This window comes from Magnetospirillum fulvum MGU-K5 (genome assembly GCF_000442515.1).
Taxonomy (GTDB): Bacteria; Pseudomonadota; Alphaproteobacteria; order Rhodospirillales; family Magnetospirillaceae; genus Phaeospirillum; species Phaeospirillum fulvum_B.
This window is the reverse complement of record NZ_AQPH01000063.1, coordinates 1-20,902: the sequence shown is the minus strand read 5'-3', so window position 1 is coordinate 20,902 and position 20,902 is coordinate 1. Positions and strand designations below refer to the sequence as shown.

Below are 20,902 nucleotides of genomic sequence, written 5' to 3'. Positions count from 1 at the left end.
TCGGGATCGGCTGGAGGTCGAGTCGGGGGCCGGGGGCAAACTCCGCTTCGGCGGCGCGCTCGGGATAAAGTTTGCGGTAGCCGTCCCAGACCGCCCAGGACGGGGTGAAGCGCAGATTGGGGATATCGTCGGCGGGACCGTTGGCATTGTCGATCCCGACCAGGGCCCCGCCCGAGAACACCGCGCCGCCCGACATGCCGGGATGGGCGTCCAGCCGGGCTTCGACCTTGCAGAAGAAGCGGCCCGAAGACCCGGATTTGCCGAGCGAGGTATACTCCTCCTGGTCGATATCGTGGAAACGGCGGCACACCCCGCGCGCCGCGTGGAGCTGGTCGTGCCCATGCGCCCAGCCGACCGCGATGATGTCCAGTTCGGCGACAGTGTTGGGCACCGTCCCCCACACCACCGGCCGCAGCCCGGCGCGGGCAACGAAAGCGGGATCGATCGTGGCGAAGGCCAGATCGAGTCCTTCGTGCATCCGAACCCCGGCCAGACCGGGCGTTTCGACGATCTCGCCGGGGCGAGGGGAAAAGCGCAGCATCGACTCGACCGTCCGCGCCCCGTCGCCGGACAGCCAGTCCTCGACCTGATGCGTCGTCAGCGCCACGGTGCCGAAGCGGTCGAGCAGAACGCACGACCCCCTGCCCTCCACCCCGGCTCCATAGGTGATGACCCGACCGCAGGTCCGCCCCGACGCGGCAACCCAGGGATCGCTGTCGCAGAGTTGGGCAAAGCCCCGCGTCCGCCCCTCCATCCCGGGATCGGCGGCCAGCACGTCGTCACCCTCCGGATTGTCCCAAAGGGAGCGCCGAGACAAAGACGCCAACGCCACCGACCCAAGACCCAAGACCGCCAAACGACGCGAAACCATCCCGACGACCCGATCCTAGACCAGCTTTTCGGCCTTCAGGGCCTCTTGCACTGACGGCAGCGCGGCGACCCGGGCGGAATGCGCCACCAGCGACGGCCATGCCGACGGATCGATCCCAACCCGAGGCAGCCAGGAGACGACGGTGAACAGATAGAAATCGGCCACGCTCGGGACCTGCCCCACCAGATAGGGGCTCTTCGCCAGCGCCTGCTCGGCAAAGTCAAAGCGACGGCGCAGCGTGACCTTGGACAGCTCCTTGACCTCGTCCGGGATCGCCGGGTTGAACATCCCGGCCACCGATTTGTGCAGTTCGGTAGCGACAAACACCAGCCATTCGACCAGCCGCAGATAATCGGGCGTGCCCTCCGCCGGAGCCAGCGATTGATCGGGCGCCTGCGAGGCGAGGTAGAGCAGGATCGCGACCCCTTCGGTCAGCACCTGACCGTCGTCGAGCACCAGCGCCGGAATATAGCCCTTGGGATTGATCGCCAGGAAATCGGCCCCGGTCTCGGTTTTCTTGGTGGCGAGATCGACCGCTTCGATCGTGAAATCGAATCCGGCCTCGATCAGGGCGATGTGGGACGCCAGCGAACAGGCTCCGGCTTTGTAATACAGCTTCATGGCACCCTTCCCTTCTGTCTGATGCGGGACGCGCGGACTCAGGCCGCCGCCCCGGTGTCGGGCGTTGCGCCGAGATAGCGGGCGTGGACCCGGAACACGATGACGAGTTCGACCACCAGGGTCAGACTTGAATAGAGCAGGTTGGTCAGCGCGAAATGCTCGATCACGAACCCGGATTCGGGCAAAGCGGGCAGAATCAGCAGCTTCCACCCCATCCCCAGCACCAGACCCGGCCCCAGGACGCAGACCGCGCCGATCAAGGCCCATTTGAACGCCTTCAGACGGCGGGACCGGGCCGAGCGGAAAAACACGATTGCCGCCAGAAGGGAGATCACCACGCTAATCATCAACAAACCATCCCGCCAGGGCCGCGCTCAACCGGCGTGACCGCCGTCGGTGACAGAGTAAGCCATCTCCCCAGAGGCGACAACCAGGGCCTACCCCTCGGTGCGGACGACCGCGACCACCGCTTCGTTGCGGCGCAGGAACGGCAAGGTCCAGGGCGGATCGTACAGGAAAGACGACGGCGCGCCCTGCGGCTGCCACCCGGTTCCGCCCAGGCGGGCCAGCAATTCGGCCTGACGCCGGGCGATCGCCTCGCCGTCGCGGGTGCCGGTGAAGCGCAGCACCGCCAGGGTCTGACCGGGGACTTCGACCAGCCGGACCCGGTCGTCATCGGGCACCGGCAACGTCTCCATCGTGTAGGTCGCGGGCATGAAGAAGCGCATCGTCCGGCGCCCCTCGGCCTCGCCCCGTTCGACCGGCGTGGTCATCGCGATTGATTGAGAGCGTTCGGTTTCGACCGGGGCGGTCATCGCCACCTTGCTCTGGGCGCGGTTGCCGCCGAAAATATACCCGGCCAGAGTCCGAAAGGCCTGATTGCGCGCCTCGGTCCCGTCGCCATCCAGGTCGGTCTCGGCGGCGATGCGCGGTCCATAGCGGCGGATTTCCAGATCGTCGGCCAGCGTCGCAACCACCTCATAGGTCGGCTGTTCGGTGCCGGAGCGGATCCCCACCACCGAACACGCGGACAAAAGGACGACCGACCCGGCCACCGCCAGCCCATTTCCAACATCTGACAGCTTCATCGTCCCCATCCTTCCGATCAAGGGTTCAAGCTGTTGATAGATGGGAAGAATATGGCGACAAACAAGGAGTTTTCCGCTGTTTTCCGGGGGGGTCGGAAACTACCCGCAATACGGAATAACGTTGCGAAATTGGCTTTCGACCCAGTTGGACCTTGCTATTGGTCGCCGAACGATCAACACTGCCTTTATCAATTCTGCCCTGAGAAACGACCAGAGTCGCTCGGCACTTGATCCGCTTCGCGAAGTCGCGTCGCGTGAATCTCATTCTTGGAGACCTCAATATGCCGAACGGCACCGTCAAGTGGTTCAACAGCACCAAGGGTTTTGGCTTTATCGCTCCGGACAACGGCGGCCCGGATGTGTTCGTGCACATCTCTGCGGTCGAGCGCGCCGGCCTCAATGGCCTCAATGATGGCCAGAAGGTCTCGTTCGAAGAAGAGCGCGATCCCCGCAAGGGCAAGACCTCTGCGGTCAATCTGAAGGCCCTCTAAGGCCTGAGATGTCGACTGGCCGTCCTCGTGACGGCCAGTCGTTGCTCGGCCTGACTAAACGATCCTACCGTCCACTTTTCATGAGCTTGCAACCATGAAACCGAGCGAAATCGCCCGCGTTGAGGCATATCTGCGTGCGACCTTCGGCAACGACCGCATTCGGATCGATCCGCCTAAGAAGACCAATGCCCCGATCGAGGTCAGCATTGGCGATGAATTCATCGGTGTTCTGCACCGTGACGAAGATGAAGGCGAAGTTTCGTACTCGCTGAACATCTCTATCCTTGAAGAGGATTTGCCGACTCTCACCAAGAATTGAGAGCGGCACGAAGGGACTTCGATTCTATGGCGGGAGCGGGAAGCGGGAAAAGTCTGCGGATCGTTTTCGCCACGATCGGTTCGTATGGCGACCTTCACCCCTACATCGCCCTCGCGCTCGAGCTGAACCGGCGTGGCCACCGCGCCGCGATCGCCGCCAGCGAAGTCTATCGCGACAAAATCCAGGCGCTTGGCATCGATTTCTACCCGCTGGCCCCCGATTTTAATCGCGTCCGGGCCGTGCCAGGGCTGGTCGATCAAGTGTTGCATCCCCGCACCGGCGCGGAAACCCTGATCCGCGACGTGATGATGCCCAACCTGCGGGACTCCTTCGCCGATCTGTCCGTCGCCGCCGAAGGGGCCGACCTGCTGGTTTCCCACCCGCTGGCCTATGCCGCGCGCCTGGTGTCGGAAACGCAGGGGCGGCGCTGGGCCTCGACCTTCCTCGCCCCTTTCTCCGCCCTGTCGGTTCACGACCCGTCGGTGATGGCCGAGATTCCGTTCCTCAACCTGCTGCGTCCGCTGGGACCGCCGCTGTTCCGCCAGATTTACCACCACGTGATGCTGCGCGCCCACGATTGGAGCGCGCCGTGGCATGCCTTCCGCGCCGAGCTGGGTCTGCCCCCCGCCGCCGACGATCCCTTGTTCGCCGGGCAGCACGCCCCTGATCTGGCGCTCGGCCTGTTCTCGCCGCTGTTGGGCGCGCCCCAGCCCGACTGGCCGCGCAACAGCATGGCGACCGGGTTCGCTTTTCACGACGACGATCAGGCGGGATTGCCGCCCGATCTCGCCGCGTTCCTGGAGGATGGACCGCCGCCGCTGGTCTTCACCCTGGGAACGACGATGGTGCGCCGCCCCGGCAGCTTTTTCGAAGACAGCCTGAAAGCGGCGCAGCGGCTGCGCCGTCGGGCGGTGCTGCTGGTTGGGTCGCAATCGCCGGTGCCGCTCGGCCCGCTGTCGGATTCCGCGATCGCCGTCGCCTATGCTCCCTTCTCCGCCCTGTTCCCCCGCGCCGCCGCCATCATCCATCAGGGCGGCGTCGGCACCACCGGGCAGGCGATGCGGGCGGGCCGACCGATGCTGGTGGTCCCGTTCGGCTATGACCAGCCCGACAATGCCGCCCGGGTCACCCGGTTGGGAATCGCCCGCTCGCTGCCGATCGGGCGCTATACCCCCAGCCGTGCCGCCGACCAGTTGGGCAGGCTGCTCGATCAGTCCTCGTACCAGCGCCGCGCCAGCGAGATCGGGCGCAAGATCGCTGCGGAAACCGGCACCCAAACCGCCTGTGACGCCCTGATCGCCCTGGCCGCAACGGGGCAGCAGCCCGACCTCCAATCCCCCCGATTGCGGGCCGCCAGTTAGGCTCCACCTTCGCCGTCTCCCGGCGCGATCCCGGCCAAATTGCCAAAGAACGCGCCGGTCTCGGCCGCAACCCGGCCGCGCTGGCGATCGACCGTAATCAGGTGATAGCAATCCTCCAGCAGCTCGGTGCGAACCGGGCCGCCAAGATGACGGGCGACATAGCGGGGATTACGCAGCCCGCACAGATCGTCCTCGATTGCATGAACGATCAGAGTGGGAGCCGTGATCGAAGGCAGCTCCGGCTTTAGCATCTCGACGAACTCCCCCATCTCGCGCAACGACCGCCCGGTGATGCCGATGGCCCCGGCGGTCGCGGTATCGCCCTTTTGTTTGGCGGCGGCGACGGGGCGGCGCAGACGCTCGTCCTTGATGCTGTAGGGATCGCTGCCGACAAAGCGAAAGGACAGCCCGCGCTCGGTCTTGAGAAACCACGGCAGCAGAAACGCGAAGCGGGGCATCGACCAGCCGTCATACCACAGCGGCAGGGAATACAAAGCAAGCCCGGCCACCGTCTCCTTGTGCTTCGCCGCCAGATGCAGCGCCAGCAGCGCGCCCAGGCACAGCCCGGCGACGAAAACGGTCCGGTGTTGGCGCACCGCTTCGGCATGAACCGCCTCGACACTGGCGTACCAGTCGCGCCAGCCGGTCTTGACCAGATCGGCTTCGCTGCCGCAATGCCCGGCCAGCCGCACCGCATAGACGGTAAAGCCCGAGGCGGACAGGCAGCGGGCGACCGAACGCATTTCGTTGGGAGTCCCGGCCAGACCGTGAATCAGCAGCACCGCCGGGCCGGATGGATCGGAGGCTCCGCGATGATAGCGATAGCCGATATTGGCCGCGGAGGTGTCGGCAGTGTCGGGAATGCGGGTCTGAAGTGTCATTGGCGGCCTGTCGAATCCTCGGTTGCTCTCAACACTTTGGGCTTGGTAGAGTTCGAAACACTCTATCATACCGAAGTCCTGTCCCAACCGGCCATCGACCGGCCGGGCAGGAGGGCTTATCCTACCGACCGGACCGGACCGGCCCCTTTTCTGGAGATCTGACGACATGAGCATCGGAACGCCGTTAAGCATGTCCGCCACGCGGGTGATGTTGCTGGGGGCCGGAGAATTAGGCAAGGAACTGGTCATCGCCCTCCAGCGCCTGGGCGTCGAGGTGATCGCGGTCGACCGCTATGACAACGCGCCGGGGATGCAGGTGGCCCACCGCTCCCACGTCGTCACCATGACCGACGCCGCCGCACTGCGCCGGGTGATCGAAGCGGAAAAGCCGCACATGGTGGTGCCCGAGATCGAGGCGATCGCCACCGACCTGCTGCTGGAGATCGAGCGGGAAAAGCTGGCCGAAATCATTCCGACCGCTCGCGCCACCCGGTTGACGATGGATCGCGAGGGGATTCGCCGTCTTGCCGCCGAAACGCTGGGCCTGCCCACCTCGCCCTACGCCTTCGCCGAATCGCTGGACGAATTGCGGGCGGCGATCGAGGGCGGCATCGGCTTCCCCTGCGTGGTCAAGCCGGTGATGTCATCGTCGGGCAAGGGCCAGAGCGTGCTGAGATCCCCCTCGGATATCGAGGTGGCGTGGATTCACGCCCTTCAGGCCGGGCGGGTGGCGCGCACCCGCGTCATCGTCGAAGGCTTCATCGATTTCGATTACGAGATCACCCAGCTCACCGTGCGGGCGGTCGGGGCCTCGGGTCAGGTCGAAACCTATTTCTGCGACCCGATCGGTCATCATCAGGTCGATGGCGATTACGTGCTGTCGTGGCAGCCCCAGGCGATGAGCCCGGCGGCGCTGGCCGCCGCCCGCGACATTGCCGGGCGGATCACCGGCGATCTGGGCGGCCGGGGCATCTTTGGCGTCGAACTGTTCGTCAAGGGCGATCAGGTGTGGTTCTCCGAAGTCAGCCCCCGCCCCACGATACAGGGCTGGTAACGCTGTGTACCCAGCGCCTGTCCGAGTTCGATCTTCACGCCCGCGCCATCCTCGGCCTGCCGGTCGATGTCGCCCTGCGCTCACCCGGCGCGTCGGCGGTGATCTATGGCGGGATGAATGCGACCGGCATCGCCTTTGAAGGGGTGGCAGAGGCGTTGCAGGTGCCGGGCAGCGACCTGCGCCTGTTCGGTAAGCCGGAAAGCTACCAAAAGCGGCGGATGGGCGTTGCCGTCGCCTCGGCCGACAGCGTCGAAGAGGCGATCGAACGGGCCAAGCTGGCCGCCAGCCGCGTCCAGCCGGTCCGAGGCTAGACGTCGAAGGGGGCCGCCTGGAAAGCCGGGCCGCCCCCTCCCCGTTTCTACCGGGCGATCAGATCCTCCAATTCACGCAGCAACGCCTCGGCCGATTGGGCCGGTGCGGCTGGCGTTGCCGCGCTCGTCTCCTCCTCCAGCACGATCACGTCGGAGAGCAGGAACGTCGCGATCTTGTCCAGGGTGGGATAGTCGAACAGCAGCGAGGCAGGCAACGTCTTGCCCAGACTGCGGTTCAGCCGGTTACGCATATCGACCGACATCAGCGAGTCGAAGCCCTGGGCCACCAGCGGCTGATCGAGCGCGATTGCCTCGCCCTCGCCATAGCCCAAGGTGTGACGGGCCAGTTCCTGAAGATAAGAGCGCAGCAGACCGGGCCGTTCGACCGCCAGGACCGCGCGCAATTCCTCGACGATCGCGCGCCCGGCCGCAGCGGCGGTTTCGACCTGCTCCCCCGCTCCCGTCGCCGAAACCAACGCCGCATACAGGCCGCGTTTGGTGTCGATCCCCTGACTGGCGGCAAAGGCCCGCCAATCGGCATCGACAATCGCGGGCTGGGTCATATCCTCTTTGAGGACATGCTTTAACACCCGCAGCGCCTGATCGGGGTTCAGCCCGCGTATTCCCATCGCCCCGAACCGGTCGCCCGACAGAGCGGCGGCCATCCCGGCTTCGGCCCACGGCCCCCAATTGATGCTGGTCGCGGGCAGCGACAGCAGGCGGCGATAGGCGGCCAGCCCATCCATGAAGCCGTTGGCAGCGGCGTAATTGCCCTGGCCCAGATTACCGATCAAAGCCGCGACCGAGGAGAACAGGACGAAGAGATCAAGCGTCCGGTCGCGGGTGGCGACATGAAGGTTCCAGGCGCCGCGCAGCTTGGGCGCCATCACCGTGGCAAAGCGCGGCCAGGTCAGATCGGGTATCATCCCGTCGGCAAGCAGACCGGCGGCATGGACGATCCCTTTCAGCGGCGGCATCGTCGCGTCGATCTGGTCCATCACCCGTCCGACATCGTCGGCCTGGGCGACGTCGGCGGCGATGATCTCGACCGCGACACCGGCCTCGCGCAATTGGTCAATCGCGGCCTGGGCGGTCGGATTGGGGGCGTTGCGCCCGGTCAGAACCAGATGACGCGCCCCCTCGTCGACCAGCCAGCGCGCCACCTTCAGCCCCAGCGCCCCCAGCCCGCCAGTGACCCAATAGGTCGCCTCGGCTGACACCGGGCCACGCTCGCGGATCAGGCTCTGGCGGTCCTCGCCATCGCGCGACAGCACGATCTTGCCGATATGACGGGCCTGCGCCATGTAGCGGAACCCGTCCTCGGCCTGATGGAGCGGGAAAATCGTCACCGGCAGCGGGCGCAATTCGCCACTGTCGAACAGCGGGAACAGTTCGGCGACCATCGCCGCGATCGTCGCCGGATCATCGCGCGAGACGGCGGCAAGATCGAACGGGCGATAGAAGATCGTGGGGTCGAGCGCCGCGACGCGGGCGTCATCCCAAATCCCGATCTTGCCCATTTCAAGGAAGCGGCCCCCCTTGGCCAGCACCGAGAAGCTGGCCGGGATGAAATCGCCGTTCAACGAATTCAGCACGATATCGACCCCCGCCCCGCCGGTCTCCGCCTTGATCTCGGCGGCGAAGTCGGTGTTGCGGGAATTGTACAGATGGGTGACGCCAAGGGCGGTCAGCACGTCGCGTTTGTCCTGTGAGCCGACGGTCGCAAACACTTCGGCCCCGGCCCGCAATGCCAGTTGCACCGCCGCCATGCCGACGCCGCCTGCCGCGGCATGGATCAGGATGCGGTCGCCCGGCTTGATCTTCGCCAGCACCGACAAAGCGTAATGGGCGGTCAGGAAGGTTGCGGGCAGCGTCGTCGCCTCGGCGAAACTGAGCCGCTTCGGCTTGGCCACCACCTGGGCGCGGCTGACCGTAATGTGGCTGCCGATGCACCCTGGCGAGGCCAGCACGACCACCGCATCACCCTCCTCCAGGTCGGTGATTCCAGCGCCTCGCCGCACCACCCGACCCGTCGCCTCGAAGCCGAGCAGACCCGCCTCGCCGGGATATTGCCCGAGAGCGTTCAGCACATCGCGGAAGTTCAGCCCGGCAGCGACAATCGCTACCTCGACCTCGCCCGCACCGGGGGCGCGGCGCGGCCTCGTCTTGAAGGTGAGGTCGTCCAAGGTATGACGCGGCCCGACATCGAGGTAATAGGCTTCGGTCGCGCTGGCCACCGGCCCGCTGCCCTGCCCTGCCTTGGCTCCCGGCTGGGCGACCAGACGGGCGGCAAAGATGCGACCGCCCCGGCGCAGCGCCAGATGATCCTCGCCCGCGACCGCCTCGGGACCGCTACCGTCGAGGATCGCGATCAGCGCGGCCAGCCCCTCGTTGCTCTGCTTGGCCTCGACATCGATCAGACCGCCCCAGATTTCAGGCAATTCGTGCGAGAGAGTGCGGCCGAATGCCCACAGCGCACCGCCGACCAGACTGGCGGGCCGGATCGAGCGATCTTCGCGCACCACCGTCTGGGCCTGATTGGTGACGATCCACAGCCGGATCGTTTGGGGCAGCGCGGCGCGGCCCAGCCCATGAACAAGGTCGAGCAGCCCTCCCACCCAGGTGCGATGATCGGATTCAAGAGTATCGGCGGTCGAGTCGTCGCCCGCGCCTTCGGCTCCGCTGGCGTCAAATACGATCTGGAGTGCGGTAAAGCCGCCCCGGTCGGCCCACGCCGACAGCGTCGCCGCACCATCGCCCAAGGCATCGGGAGTAAGCTCAAGCGGGACGATGCCCTGGCCCTGCAACCGGGCGATCAAACCATCGCCCCAGTCCCCCCGCGCCGCCCGCACCACGACCCAGCCCGTCGTCGCCGGCAGAGCCGAAGCGGGAACGCCCGCCGCGATCTCGTTCCAGGACAGGGCATGGACCAGCCCGCGATCGTCGCGGCGCATCTGCTGATACAGCGTGTCGCGGTCGGTCTGCTTCAACAGGAAATCGTCGATTTCCAGCACCACCGACCCATCGGCGGCATAGGTGGTCACCGTCGCCTTAACCAGTCCGGGCGACACCGCAATCCGGGTGTGGCAATAAAGCGGCCCGGCCAGCGACCCCAGCAAGCGGACGCTGCCCATATGCAGCGGGATCAGCACGTTGTTTCCGCTCAACATTTCGGCGGCCGAGGTATCGCAGGCGGGCAGCACGGTCTGGAGGATCGAATCGATCAGACCGGGATGGATCGCGCCGTCGTCGATCCGGCCGGTGGCCTCAAGACGGCACCAGGATTCGTCGGGGCCCTGGCCGATCTCGCGCAGGCAACGGAAGTTCGGCCCGGTGCTGTAGCCGACGCTTTCGATCAGGGCATAGAAGGCATCATGCTCCATCCGTCCGGGGCTTTGCGCCGCCAGGGCCGCGAAATCGGGCCGCGCCGCCGCCCGCGCCTCAGGCAGTTCGACCACGATAGTTCCGGCCGAATGGGTCTGCCACGCCGCCTCGTCATCGTCGGCGGGCCGGCTGACCAGCCGGAAGCCGCGCCCCGCCCCCGGCTCACCTTCGACAATCACCTGGACGGTGCGGGGTTCGTCGTCATCGACGACCAGCGGCGCGGTAAAGGACACGTCGTCCAATTGCCGCGCCCCGGCTCCGGTCAGATCGCGCACCGCCCCGAACGCCATCGACAGATGGGCGGCGGCGGGCGAGATGATCCGGCCGAAAATCTTGTGTTCGCGCAGGAAAGAGGGCTGCTCGGCGGTGAAATGGGCCTGGAACAGCACGGTACCGCGGGCAAACAGCGGCGACACGATCTTCTGCCCCAGCCAACCATGATTGCGCCCGACCGTGGCCGTGCCCCCGGAATCCGGCAGCGGGGCCAAGTAATAGCTTTTGCGCTGGAACGGATAACCGGGGAAGGCGACCCGGCGCGGATCGAAGGGGGCATCGCGCCCGGCCCAATCGATTTCGGCACCTTGGGCATAGAGTGCGGCGACGGCCAGCGCCAAAGCGCGGTGATCGGCCTCGGCATCGGGAACCGCCCCGGCGGCGGGACGGGTCAGCGAGGGGAGAAATACCCGCCCCTCGGCCTCGACGCTGGAACGCGCCAGCGCGGTCAGAATCGGGGCCGCACCGATTTCAAGGAACACGGCAACCCCGTCTTCGGCCAGGGTGCGGGCGGCGGCGGCAAAGCGCACCGGCGCTTCGACCTGCCCCGACCAATAGGCAGCACTGGCCAGATCGCCCGGCCCGGCCTTGGCCCCACTGACGGTCGAGACCATCGGCAGCAGCGCCGGGCGATAGGCGACCTGCCCCGCGACCCCGGCAAACGTCTCGACCATCGGCCGCATCAGCGGCGAGTGGAAAGCGTGCGACACCCGCAATTCCTGGGTCCGCCGCCCCTGCGCCTCAAAGCTGCGCCGTACCTCCGCCACCGCTTCGGCCGGACCGGCGATCACGATGTCTTCGGGGGTGTTGATCGCCGCGACCGAGAACGGCACCCCGCCCGCCGCCACCCGCGCCACCGCCGCCGCGACCTCGGCTTCCGGCGCGGCAATCGAGGCCATCGCCCCGCCACTCGGCAACGCCTGCATCAGCCGTCCCCGCTCCGCCACCAGGGTCAAAGCGTCTTCCAGCCCGATCACGCCTGCGACATGGGCGGCGACGAACTCGCCGATGCTGTGCCCGGCGACGATGTCGGGACTTACCCCCCAACTGCGCCACAGCTCGGACAAAGCATATTCGATCGCGAAGATCGCGGGCTGGGCGAACCCGGTCTGTTGCAGACGCTCGTTATCGGCCTTTGGCCCATACATCAGGTCGAGGAGGGACTCGCCCAGACGCGGCCGCAAAATCTGGTCGCAAGCATCAAGGGCGGCGCGGAACACGGGCTGATCGCGATAGAGTGCCCGGCCCATCCCGATATATTGCGAGCCCTGGCCGGTGAACAGGAACGCGATCTTGGGCCGGTCGCTCTTCGACCCGCTCACCACCGAGCGCGGTGCACTTCCGGCCAGCGACTGGCGCAAAGAATGCGCGATCTCGGCCCCGCTCGACCCCACCGCCGCGAGGCGGAAGCCGAAATGGCTGCGCCCCGCCCCAGCGGTGTGGGCGATGTCGGCCAGCGGATCGGTACTGCTGTCCAGATAATCGGCAACCCGCTCGGAGAGCGCCCGCAACGCCTCGGCCGACCGGGCCGACAGCGGCAGAACCTGCGGTCCCGGCGCGGGCAGCCCGACGGGGGAAACCTCCCTCGGGGCTTCCTCCAGGATCACATGGGCGTTGGTGCCGGAAAAGCCGAACGAACTGACCCCGGCCCGGCGCGGCTTATCGCCTGCGGGCCACGGCGTCAGCTCGGTCGGCACCCGGAACGGATACTGGCCCCACGGAATGTGCGGGCTGGGCGACGACAAATGGAGATGGGGCGGAATCTCACCATGGCGCAGGCACAGCAGCGCCTTGATCAGACCGGCGATCCCGGCCCCGGCTTCAAGATGGCCGATATTGGTTTTGATCGTGCTGATCAAAACCGGATCGTCGGCCCCACGCACCGGCTGCATGATCCGGCCAATCGCCTCGACCTCGATTGGATCGCCGAGCGGGGTTCCGGTGCCGTGCGCCTCGATATAGCCGATATCGGCAGGCGACAGACCGGCTACCTGTAAGGCCCGCGTAATCACCTTTTCCTGGGCCAGCCCGTTCGGTGCGGTCAGGCCGTTGCTTTTGCCGTCCTGATTGACCGCCGAGCCCCGGATCAGGCCGAGAATGCGGTCCTTGGCGGCGATCGCGTCGGACAGCCGCTTCAGCACGATCACCCCGCAGCCTTCGCCGCGCCCATAGCCGTCAGCCGAGGAATCGAAGGTCTTGCACAGACCATCCGGCGAGATCGTCCCCAGCTTCGACGAGGCGATATGGAAAATCGGCGACAGGATCAGATTGATCCCGGCGGCCAGCGCCATGTCGCTTTCGCCGTTGCGCAACCCCTGGCAGGCCAGATGCACCGCCACCAGCGAGGACGAGCAAGCGGTATCGACCGCCATGCTGGGGCCTTCGAACCCCAGCGTGTAGGAAATCCGCCCCGCCGCCGGGGCAAAGCAGGTGCCGGTCAGGGCATAGCCGTCGATCAGATCCAGCCGCCCGGAATGGCGGTGGGCCTGGGTGTAATCGTCGCTGGAAATCCCGACATAGACGCCGGTGCGGCTGCCCCGGAGCGCAATCGGGTTCAGCCCGGCATCTTCAATCGCTTCCCAGGCGACTTCGAGCAACAGACGCTGCTGCGGATCGAGGCTGATCGCCTCCTTCGACGAAATGCCGAAGAACGGCGCGTCGAACTGGTCGATCGGCCGATCGATGAAATTGGCCCGCACCGCATGGGTGGTGCCGGGTGCATCGGGCGAGGGGTGGTAGAAATGCTCGGACTCCCACCGCTCGGGCGGGATCGGCACGCTGGTATTGTCACCCCGGCGCAGCATCTGCCACAGCGCCTCGGGATCGTTGGCACCGCCGGGCAGACGGCAGGCGATACCGACCACCGCGATCGGCTCGCTACGGGCGGCCTCGATCTCGTGCAGCCGGGTCTGGGTCTTTTTCAGCGCGATGAACGTCTTTTTCAGGACGTCGGCCGAACCGTCGGGGGTGAGGGAAGCGGGGCTCGTCACGTCGTTCATAGCAAGTTCACCTCGCGTTCGATGAGCTGTTCCAATTCGTCGGGGGTCAGATCGTCCAGGAAATCAAACCCAGCGGATTCGGAAGAAGCGTCGGGGGGAGCGGCAGGCGGCGTGGAGCCGACGGGGGCAGGCGCGGACACGATTGGGTCCGCCAGGAAGTAATCCGCCATGCGGCAGATCGAGGGGTAATTGAAGAAAAAGGTGGTGGGCAACCGCGCCTGGAACGCCAGATCAAGCTGGCGGCGCAGTTCCAGCGCCATCAACGAAGTAAAGCCCTGCTCGCCCAGGGCGCGGTCGGGATCGAGCGGGGCCAGCGGCTGATCGCTCAATACCCGACGGGCGATCTCGTCGATGGTGCGGATCAGCCCGTCGCGGCTGCGTCCCACCGCGACCGGAGCGGGCGGAACCGAGGAAAGTGACACCGCCGCAACCGGGGAAGGCGATGGTGTCGGATGGTTCCTCCCCCCTCCCCGCACCGGCGAGACGTAATAGCTTTTGCGCTGGAACGGATAGCCGGGGAAGGCGACCCGGCGCGGATCGAAGGGGGCATCGCGCCCGGCCCAATCGATTTCGGCCCCCTGGGCGTAGAGTGCGGCCAAGGCCAGCGCCAAAGCGCGGTGATCGGCCTCGGCATCGGGAACCGCCCCGGCGACGGGACGGGTCAGCGAGGGCAGAAATACCCGCCCCTCGGCCTCGACACTGGAACGCGCCAGCGCGGTCAGGATCGGGGCCGCACCGATTTCGAGGAACACGGCAACCCCGTCTTCGGCCAGGGTGCGGGCGGCGGCGGCAAAGCGCACCGGCGCTTCGACCTGCCCCGACCAATAGGCAGCGCTGGCCAGATCACCCGGCCCCGCCTTGGCTCCGCTGACGGTCGAAACCATCGGCAGCAGCGCCGGGCGATAGGCGACCTGCCCCGCGACCCCGGCAAACGTCTCGACCATCGGCCGCATCAGCGGCGAATGGAAAGCATGTGATACCCGCAATTCCTGGGTCCGCCGCCCCTGGGCCTCGAACCCCCGGCGGACTTCCGCCACCGCTTCAGCCGGTCCGGCGATCACGATGTCTTCGGGGGTGTTGATCGCCGCGACCGAGAGCGGCACCCCGCGACCTGCCACCCGCGCCACCGCCGCCGCGACCTCGGCTTCGGGCGCGGCAATCGAGGCCATCGCGCCGCCACTCGGCAACGCCTGCATCAGCCGTCCCCGCTCCGCCACCAGGGTCAAAGCGTCTTCCAGCCCGATCGCGCCAGCGACATGGGCGGCGACGAACTCGCCGATGCTGTGCCCGGCGACGATGTCGGGACTTACCCCCCAACTGCGCCACAGCTCGGACAAAGCATATTCGATCGCAAAGATCGCGGGCTGGGCGAACCCGGTCTGTTGCAGCCGCTCGTTATCGGCCTCCGCCCCATAGATCAGCTCGATCAGGGACTCGCCCAGACGCGGACGCAGGATTTCGTCGCAAGCATCGAGGGCGGCGCGGAACACAGGCTGATCGCGATAGAGCGCACGCCCCATCCCGACATATTGCGAGCCCTGGCCGGTGAACAGGAAGACGATCTTGGGCCGCTCCGCTTTCGATCCGGTCACGACCGTGCGCGGGGCACTTCCGGCCAGCGACTGGCGCAAAGCCTGCGCAATCTCGGCCCCGCTCGACCCCACCGCCGCGAGGCGGAAGCCGAAATGGCTGCGGCCCGCCCCAGCGGTGTGGGCGATGTCGGCCAGCGGATCGGCACTGGTCTCCAGATAATCGGCAACCCGCTCGGTGAGTGCCCGCAACGCCTCGGGGCTTCGGGCCGACAGCGGCAACACCTGCGGCCCCGGCGCGGGAAGCCCGACGCGGGGGGCCTCCCTCGGCGCTTCCTCCAGGATCACATGGGCGTTGGTGCCGGAAAAACCGAATGAACTGACCCCGGCCCGGCGCGGCTTATCGCCTTGAGGCCACGGCGTCAGCTCGGTCGGCACCCGGAACGGATACAGGCCCCACGGAATATGCGGGCTGGGCGACGACAAATGGAGGTGGGGTGGAATCTCACCATGGCGCAGGCACAGCAGCGCCTTGATCAGACCGGCGATCCCGGCCCCGGCTTCAAGATGGCCGATATTGGTTTTGACCGAGCCGATCCGCAGCGGGTCGGCGGGATCGCGCCCCGTGCCATAGGTCGCCGCCAGTGCCGCCATTTCGACGACGTCGCCAAGGGGCGTGCCGGTGCCATGCGCCTCGATATAGCCGATATCGGCGGGCGACAGTCCGGCACTCTTCAAGGCGCGGCGGATCACTTTTTCCTGGGCGGTGCGGCGAGGCGCGGTCAGGCCGTTGCTTTTGCCATCCTGATTGACCGCCGAGCCCCGGATCAGACCCAACACCCGGCAGCCCAACGCCTTGGCCCGCGACAGCGGCATCAGCAGCACCGCGCCCGCCCCCTCGGCCCGGACATAGCCGTCGCCGCTGGCATCGAACGCCTTGCACCGCCCATCGGCCGACAGCACGCCCAATTGCGACAGCCCGACATAGAGATTGGGGGCCAGCAACGCATTGACCCCGGCGACCAGGGCGGCGTCGCACTCCCCGGCCCGTACTGCCTGGGCCGCCTGATGCAGCGCCACCAGCGAGGAGGAGCAGGCGCTGTCGATCGCCAGGCACGGACCTTCGAACCCCAGCGTATAGGACAGCCGCCCGGCGGCGGCGGCAAAGGCGGCTCCGGTCGCGGCGAAGGCGTCGATGCCGCTGGGATCGGAATGCCAGATCCGCGCCCCCTGATAATCCGAGGTGCTGATCGCGACATAAACCCCGACATTGCCATCCTCGGCGACCCGGTCCGGAGTCAGCCCGGCATCTTCCAGCGCGCCCCAGGCGACTTCGAGCAGCAGGCGTTGCTGCGGATCAAGCCCCTGCGCCTCCGCTGGCGAGATATCGAAGAAGGCGGCATCGAACCCGGCGGGGAACGACTCGTCCAAAAAACCGCCCCAGCGCGACACGCTGGTTCCCGGCCGCACCGGTCCAGAGGCGGCAAAGCCGCTTGCGTCCCACCGTTCGGGCGGCACCGGGCGGATCGCCGACCCGCCCTGGCGAAGGAAACGCCAAAACGCCTCGGCCGAATCGGAGTCCGGAGGCAGACGGCAGCCGAGTCCCACGATGCAAATCGGGTCGTCGGTCGGGTGCGGCGCGATCTCGGAAATAGAAGCCCCCATGGCTGGATGACACGGACGGAACGGAGAGAAACAGGCACCGGAAACGAATCAACGAAAAGCTGTCTAAATCCTAGACGGGATTTACCTCGGTTTGCAATTACCTTAAGTTGACATCGCTGTCTTCCGGCCCCGCCGCATCCGTGCGGGCGACAATCGGGACCGGATCGCCCTCTCCCTATCCACTGTAATCTGGCAAATCGAACTCATCGAGCAGGATACCAAAGGTAAGAATAATCATCAGAAAATCGGTCTCGAACGTCGTGTTGACGTGAGCGCCGGGTGCTCCGTAACGCTGACGCAGCCGTTCAACGACATCCGGATTGAAATAATTTTGCCGCTTTATTCGATCCGGAGCCAAAATATCGTTGATCCATTCGATATTGCGGGCCAGCAGGAACGGCGATCCCGGCGCGACAAAGCCGAATTTTTCCCGCCGCGCCACCGGATCGGGCAGGTATTTCGCCGCGACCTGACGCAGTACATATTTCTCGGTATCGTTGCGGACCAGCAGATCGGGCGGAATGGTGCGGACAAATTCGATCAGATCGATATCGAGAAAGGGATAGCGCGCCTCGATCGAATTGGCATAGGTGACGCGGTCGCCGTGATCGGCCAGCAGATGGTCGGACAGCCTCAGCTTGAAATCGGCATAGGAGCGTTGGTGCAGCGGATGGCGGTTGCGCATCCGGCTCCTGTCGATCACCGGGTGGGAGGTGGCCTCGAACACGTCCTGGCGGGCAGCCAGCGCCTCGGAATAGAGGCTGGCCTTCAGCTCGCGCAGGGGCAGATAGTCGCGGTCATAAAAGAAATCGCTCTGCCCCCACAGTTGCTCGCGCAGTTCGTCTTCCAGCATCGTTTCGATATCGTCGGCGCCGCCGCCGCCCCGCGCGCCGGTGGCGTCGAGACGATAGCCGACATAGCCCGCGAACAATTCGTCGGCCCCCTCCCCGGTCAGGATCACCTTGTGCCCGCTGTCCCGCGCCAGCGCCGACAGCGCCAGCGAGCAGGTGTTATAGGATTCCTTTAACGGGGTCTCGGCGCACACAACGGCGCGGCGCAGACGGTCGGCGATTTCGTCGGCGGTGAACTCGGCCTCGTGATGAACGCTGTTCAGATGCTCGGCCATCGCCCGCTGAAAGCGCCGTTCGTCGATATCGGCCTCGGGGAAGGTGATCGAGAAGGAATGCAGCCGCTGATCGGGCAACACCGCCTTGGTCATCGCCCCGATCAGGCTCGAATCCAGACCGCCGCTGAGATAAAAGCCAACCGGCACATCGGCATTGAGGCGGCGGCGCACCGCCTTCAGCAGCAGGTCCTCGACCCGTTCGCTGTAATAGGATTCGGGCCGGGCCTCAGCCGCTGCCCCCTGTTCGGGATAATCGAGGTCCCAATAGCAGGTCGGCACCGCCGGACGTCCGGCCTCGATATAAAGGTAATGACCGGGCGGCAGGGCCTCGATCCCGGCGAACATCGTCGTCGGACTGACCAGACCGGGAAAGGTCAGTATCTGATCGAGCCCGGCGGGATCGATCGCGGGCGTCACCGACGGATGGGCCAGCAGGGCCTTGATCTCCGAGGCGAAGGCCAGCCCCCCCTGATCCGGGTATGAAACAGCGGGGCGATCCCGACATGATCGCGCGCCAACAGCACGGCATGGCGGGTGCGGTCATAAAGGGCGATCGCGAACTGGCCGTTCAGATGGCGAACGCAGCCGGGGCCGTATTCCTCGTACAGATGGACGATGATTTCGACATCGCAGCGGGTGCGGAAACGATGGCCCCGTTGTTCGAGATCGGCCCGCAATTCCTTGAAATTATAAATTTCCCCATTGCAGATCGAAACGATCGTTTCGTCTTCGTTGCTGTGAGGCTGGTTTCCCGTCGCCAGATCGATGATCGCCAAGCGGGTAAAGCCAAATCCGATGCCGGCATCGATGAAGAACCCGGATTCGTCCGGGCCGCGATGAACCAGCCGCTGCGCCATCCGGTGCAGCGTCGGTTGATCGGCCTGAAACGCCCTGGTTGGAGAAAACACTCCAGCGATGCCGCACATCGTTTTTCCGCCTTCGTCCTGATCTGCTTCTGACGCCTATTGTGCCGGAGCGGGTGCCGGAGCCGCCGCCGGTTTGGGTGCCGATGCCGCCGGTTTGGGCGCCTGCGCCACCTTGGTGGTGTTGAACGACCATAACGCACCGGGAACGATCCCGGTCGCGCCGACGATATCGACCCGCCAGTAATAGGCCGTTCCCGGCTTCAACCCGGTCAGCACCGCATTGATTCCAGGCACCGTCTGAAGCTGGACACCGTCATGCTTGTCCGCCGTCGCGTTATCGACCTGATCGGCATTGGTGCCCCAATAGACGGCGTAATTGAGGGCATCGACCCGGCCCGCCTGCCACGACACCGACAGGCTGCCAGTCGGCGCCAGCGGCACGATCGCACTGCGCGCCGGTTGGGGCGTCGTCACTTCCGAGGTCACCAGCGGCATCAATTGATCGAGCAGAGTGACCTCGGCGGTGCCATCCCAGGTGTTGCTGGCCAGCACGAACGAGGTATCGGAATCAAAGAAGTAATAGGCCAGGGTCTTGTAGCCGGGGATCGCCCCGCCATGGCCGCGGGCATCGCCATAGGAGCGATGCGGCTGCATCAGCGCGCCAACGGCATATTCCATCGGCTCCCAGCCGTAATGAATGTCGGCCGAGGCAAACGACAGCCATTTCTGTTTGGTTCCGGCATTGAGGAATTGTTCGGTCTTCAGCGCCGTTTCGAGGAAGTGGAGCAAATCCCACGGCGTCGAGATCACCGCCCCCGCCGTCCCGGCATAAGACGGATTGACCGCGGTGACGTCGCACCAGGTCGCATAGACCTTTTGCGACAATTCCGGGTTGTACTGGGTGTAGCCGTGGATATAAGGCAGCGTCTGGTCAGACTCGGCGAGGAAGGTATCCTTCAGCCCGATCTTTTCGGTGATGTAGGTCCGAATGAAATCGGCCGAGCTGGTCTTGGTGATTTTCTCGGCCACCATCCCCAGCAGGATGTAATTCGAGTTGCTGTAATACCAGAACGGATAGGGAGCTGGAGCGGGCGGGGTCGACTGGCCCAGCGTCACCCAATAGGGATTGGGATAGGTGGCCCCCGGCGCGAAATCGGCGGACAAGGGCGGAACCGCCTTGGGGTCCAACACCGCCATCAGATCCTGCGGGGTGAATTGCCGGTTCGGCTTGGCATAGATTTCGCCGGAAATCGTCGGATTGCCGAGGTAGTTGGTAATCCCCGAATTCATCTGTAACAGATCGGCAATCGTCACCTTGGCGATATTGGGGATCGCGGTGACGGTCGGTTCGTCGCTCAGATATTTCAGCACCGGGTCGGACAGCGAGACCTTGCCCTCCTGCACCAATTGCAGGAAAGCCTGGCCCAGGAACATCTTGCTGACACTGCCGATTCTGAATTGCTGGCCGGGGCTTGGCTTAATTTTTGCGGAATATTGGAATAACCGGCGGTGCCGACCCGGACACCCCAGATCGGCGATTTGACGATCACCACCGCGCCCGGAATGACATTGGTGGCGACCAGTTGGTCAAGCTTGGCCTGCCAGGCGGGCGGAAACGCCCGGTACGGCAAGGCGTTCGACGGAGACGTCGAAGGCGGCGGCGTGTCGGGGGCCACCATCGGGCAGGCCTGCACCGGCGCGGATGCGGGCGGAGTCTGGGTGACAGGGGCCGTCTGGGCCCAGGCGGCGGCGGCGACAAGCATCGCCACCCCACCCGAGGCCAAAAAAACACCGCATGAACGGTATGACGATCCAGGCATGGCACACCTCTCTTATGGAGACAGTCGCATCCTACGTTTTAAAATTGTTTCGCGCTCGTCACTATATACCTAAGATTGAGACGACCATACAGACTTAAACATTGCTCCCAAGGCGCGGATCGTGTCGTGACGATGAATCCGCTCGCAATAGCGCACGGTCACCTCGACCCGATCGGCGGAGCGGGACGCACCGACCTCAAGCGGAACCCTACGCTCCAACCGCCCCGCCGACGGCCGGGTCCA

Annotated in this window: 16 protein-coding genes; 6 read left to right on the top strand and 10 right to left on the bottom strand. The window is 65.7% G+C overall.

Annotated features, from left to right (window positions below; translation table 11 throughout):
* From K678_RS13690 to K678_RS13675, 4 genes are all read right to left on the bottom strand, one after another.
* Positions 1 to 871 (bottom strand): S1 family peptidase (locus tag K678_RS13690; RefSeq protein ID WP_021133056.1); only part of this gene is annotated, 871 nt, incomplete at its 3' end.
* Between the two features lie 15 nt (positions 872 to 886).
* On the bottom strand, positions 887 to 1,492 hold the full coding sequence (gene gstA / locus K678_RS13685) for a glutathione transferase GstA (protein ID WP_021133055.1): 606 nt from the start codon (positions 1,490 to 1,492) through the stop codon (positions 887 to 889).
* A gap of 38 nt (positions 1,493 to 1,530) precedes the next feature.
* Positions 1,531 to 1,839 carry a hypothetical protein gene (locus K678_RS13680; protein ID WP_021133054.1) on the bottom strand — a complete coding sequence of 103 codons (309 nt, stop codon included), beginning with the start codon at positions 1,837 to 1,839 and terminating at the stop codon, positions 1,531 to 1,533.
* A gap of 90 nt (positions 1,840 to 1,929) precedes the next feature.
* Entirely contained in the window at positions 1,930 to 2,580 is a 651-nt protein-coding gene (locus K678_RS13675) for an SOUL family heme-binding protein (RefSeq protein WP_021133053.1), read from the bottom strand.
* Positions 2,581 to 2,861: 281 nt separating this feature from the next.
* Here K678_RS13675 and K678_RS13670 point away from each other — a divergent pair, with 281 nt between their 5' ends.
* The 3 genes from K678_RS13670 (at position 2,862) to K678_RS13660 (ending at position 4,751) form a co-directional block, all read left to right on the top strand.
* Positions 2,862 to 3,071: a cold-shock protein gene (locus K678_RS13670; protein ID WP_002726631.1), complete on the top strand. Its 210-nt coding sequence runs from the start codon at positions 2,862 to 2,864 to the stop codon at positions 3,069 to 3,071.
* 94 nt (positions 3,072 to 3,165) lie between these two features.
* Entirely contained in the window at positions 3,166 to 3,390 is a 225-nt protein-coding gene (locus tag K678_RS13665; RefSeq protein ID WP_021133052.1) for a DUF3126 family protein, read from the top strand.
* A gap of 26 nt (positions 3,391 to 3,416) precedes the next feature.
* Positions 3,417 to 4,751, top strand: coding sequence for a glycosyltransferase (locus K678_RS13660; RefSeq protein WP_021133051.1), 1,335 nt, complete (start codon positions 3,417 to 3,419; stop codon positions 4,749 to 4,751).
* Here K678_RS13660 and K678_RS13655 read toward each other — a convergent pair.
* Complete coding sequence (locus K678_RS13655; protein ID WP_021133050.1) at positions 4,748 to 5,632, bottom strand: alpha/beta hydrolase; 885 nt, start codon at positions 5,630 to 5,632, stop codon at positions 4,748 to 4,750. The genes K678_RS13660 and K678_RS13655 overlap by 4 nt on opposite strands.
* Positions 5,633 to 5,798: 166 nt before the next feature.
* Here K678_RS13655 and purT point away from each other — a divergent pair, with 166 nt between their 5' ends.
* Together purT and K678_RS20015 are read left to right on the top strand one after the other, a co-directional pair.
* Positions 5,799 to 6,686, top strand: a complete 888-nt coding sequence (gene purT / locus K678_RS13650; RefSeq protein ID WP_331270958.1) for a formate-dependent phosphoribosylglycinamide formyltransferase — start codon at positions 5,799 to 5,801, stop codon at positions 6,684 to 6,686.
* A complete protein-coding gene (locus K678_RS20015; RefSeq protein WP_331270957.1) occupies positions 6,641 to 6,997 on the top strand; it encodes a hypothetical protein in 357 nt (118 codons plus the stop codon). The genes purT and K678_RS20015 overlap by 46 nt, the downstream gene beginning before the upstream one ends.
* Before the next feature lie 47 nt (positions 6,998 to 7,044).
* Here the strand turns inward: K678_RS20015 and K678_RS17910 are convergent, their stop codons facing one another.
* The 5 genes from K678_RS17910 to K678_RS13630 form a co-directional block, all read right to left on the bottom strand.
* Positions 7,045 to 13,653, bottom strand: coding sequence for a type I polyketide synthase (locus tag K678_RS17910; RefSeq protein WP_021133049.1), 6,609 nt, complete (start codon positions 13,651 to 13,653; stop codon positions 7,045 to 7,047).
* Positions 13,650 to 16,847, bottom strand: coding sequence for a type I polyketide synthase (locus K678_RS13640; RefSeq protein WP_021133048.1), 3,198 nt, complete (start codon positions 16,845 to 16,847; stop codon positions 13,650 to 13,652). The genes K678_RS17910 and K678_RS13640 overlap by 4 nt, the downstream gene beginning before the upstream one ends.
* A gap of 175 nt (positions 16,848 to 17,022) precedes the next feature.
* On the bottom strand, positions 17,023 to 18,390 hold the full coding sequence (locus K678_RS13635) for an asparagine synthetase B family protein (protein WP_021133047.1): 1,368 nt from the start codon (positions 18,388 to 18,390) through the stop codon (positions 17,023 to 17,025).
* Positions 18,387 to 18,830 (bottom strand): class II glutamine amidotransferase domain-containing protein, encoded by a 444-nt coding sequence (locus K678_RS19585; protein ID WP_231376267.1) that lies wholly within the window; start codon positions 18,828 to 18,830, stop codon positions 18,387 to 18,389. The genes K678_RS13635 and K678_RS19585 overlap by 4 nt, the downstream gene beginning before the upstream one ends.
* A 105-nt stretch (positions 18,831 to 18,935) precedes the next feature.
* The gene (locus K678_RS13630; protein ID WP_269210526.1) at positions 18,936 to 20,321 is read right to left on the bottom strand and encodes a serine hydrolase; all 1,386 of its coding nucleotides are present in this window, start codon (positions 20,319 to 20,321) and stop codon (positions 18,936 to 18,938) included.
* A gap of 57 nt (positions 20,322 to 20,378) precedes the next feature.
* Between K678_RS13630 and K678_RS13625 the strand changes: the two genes are divergently transcribed.
* Positions 20,379 to 20,732, top strand: a complete 354-nt coding sequence (locus tag K678_RS13625) for a hypothetical protein (protein WP_155804558.1) — start codon at positions 20,379 to 20,381, stop codon at positions 20,730 to 20,732.
* Positions 20,733 to 20,902: the final 170 nt, after the last annotated feature.

Coding starts and splice junctions, on each gene's coding strand:
- K678_RS13660 (WP_021133051.1), top strand. CDS start 3,417: ATGGCGGGAGCGGGAAGCGGGAAAAGTCTGCGGATCGTTTTCGCCACG.
- K678_RS13680 (WP_021133054.1), bottom strand. CDS start 1,839: ATGATTAGCGTGGTGATCTCCCTTCTGGCGGCAATCGTGTTTTTCCGC.
- purT (WP_331270958.1), top strand. CDS start 5,799: ATGAGCATCGGAACGCCGTTAAGCATGTCCGCCACGCGGGTGATGTTG.
- K678_RS13670 (WP_002726631.1), top strand. CDS start 2,862: ATGCCGAACGGCACCGTCAAGTGGTTCAACAGCACCAAGGGTTTTGGC.
- K678_RS19585 (WP_231376267.1), bottom strand. CDS start 18,830: ATGGCGCAGCGGCTGGTTCATCGCGGCCCGGACGAATCCGGGTTCTTC.
- gstA (WP_021133055.1), bottom strand. CDS start 1,492: ATGAAGCTGTATTACAAAGCCGGAGCCTGTTCGCTGGCGTCCCACATC.
- K678_RS13640 (WP_021133048.1), bottom strand. CDS start 16,847: ATGGGGGCTTCTATTTCCGAGATCGCGCCGCACCCGACCGACGACCCG.
- K678_RS13655 (WP_021133050.1), bottom strand. CDS start 5,632: ATGACACTTCAGACCCGCATTCCCGACACTGCCGACACCTCCGCGGCC.
- K678_RS17910 (WP_021133049.1), bottom strand. CDS start 13,653: ATGAACGACGTGACGAGCCCCGCTTCCCTCACCCCCGACGGTTCGGCC.
- K678_RS13675 (WP_021133053.1), bottom strand. CDS start 2,580: ATGAAGCTGTCAGATGTTGGAAATGGGCTGGCGGTGGCCGGGTCGGTC.
- K678_RS13665 (WP_021133052.1), top strand. CDS start 3,166: ATGAAACCGAGCGAAATCGCCCGCGTTGAGGCATATCTGCGTGCGACC.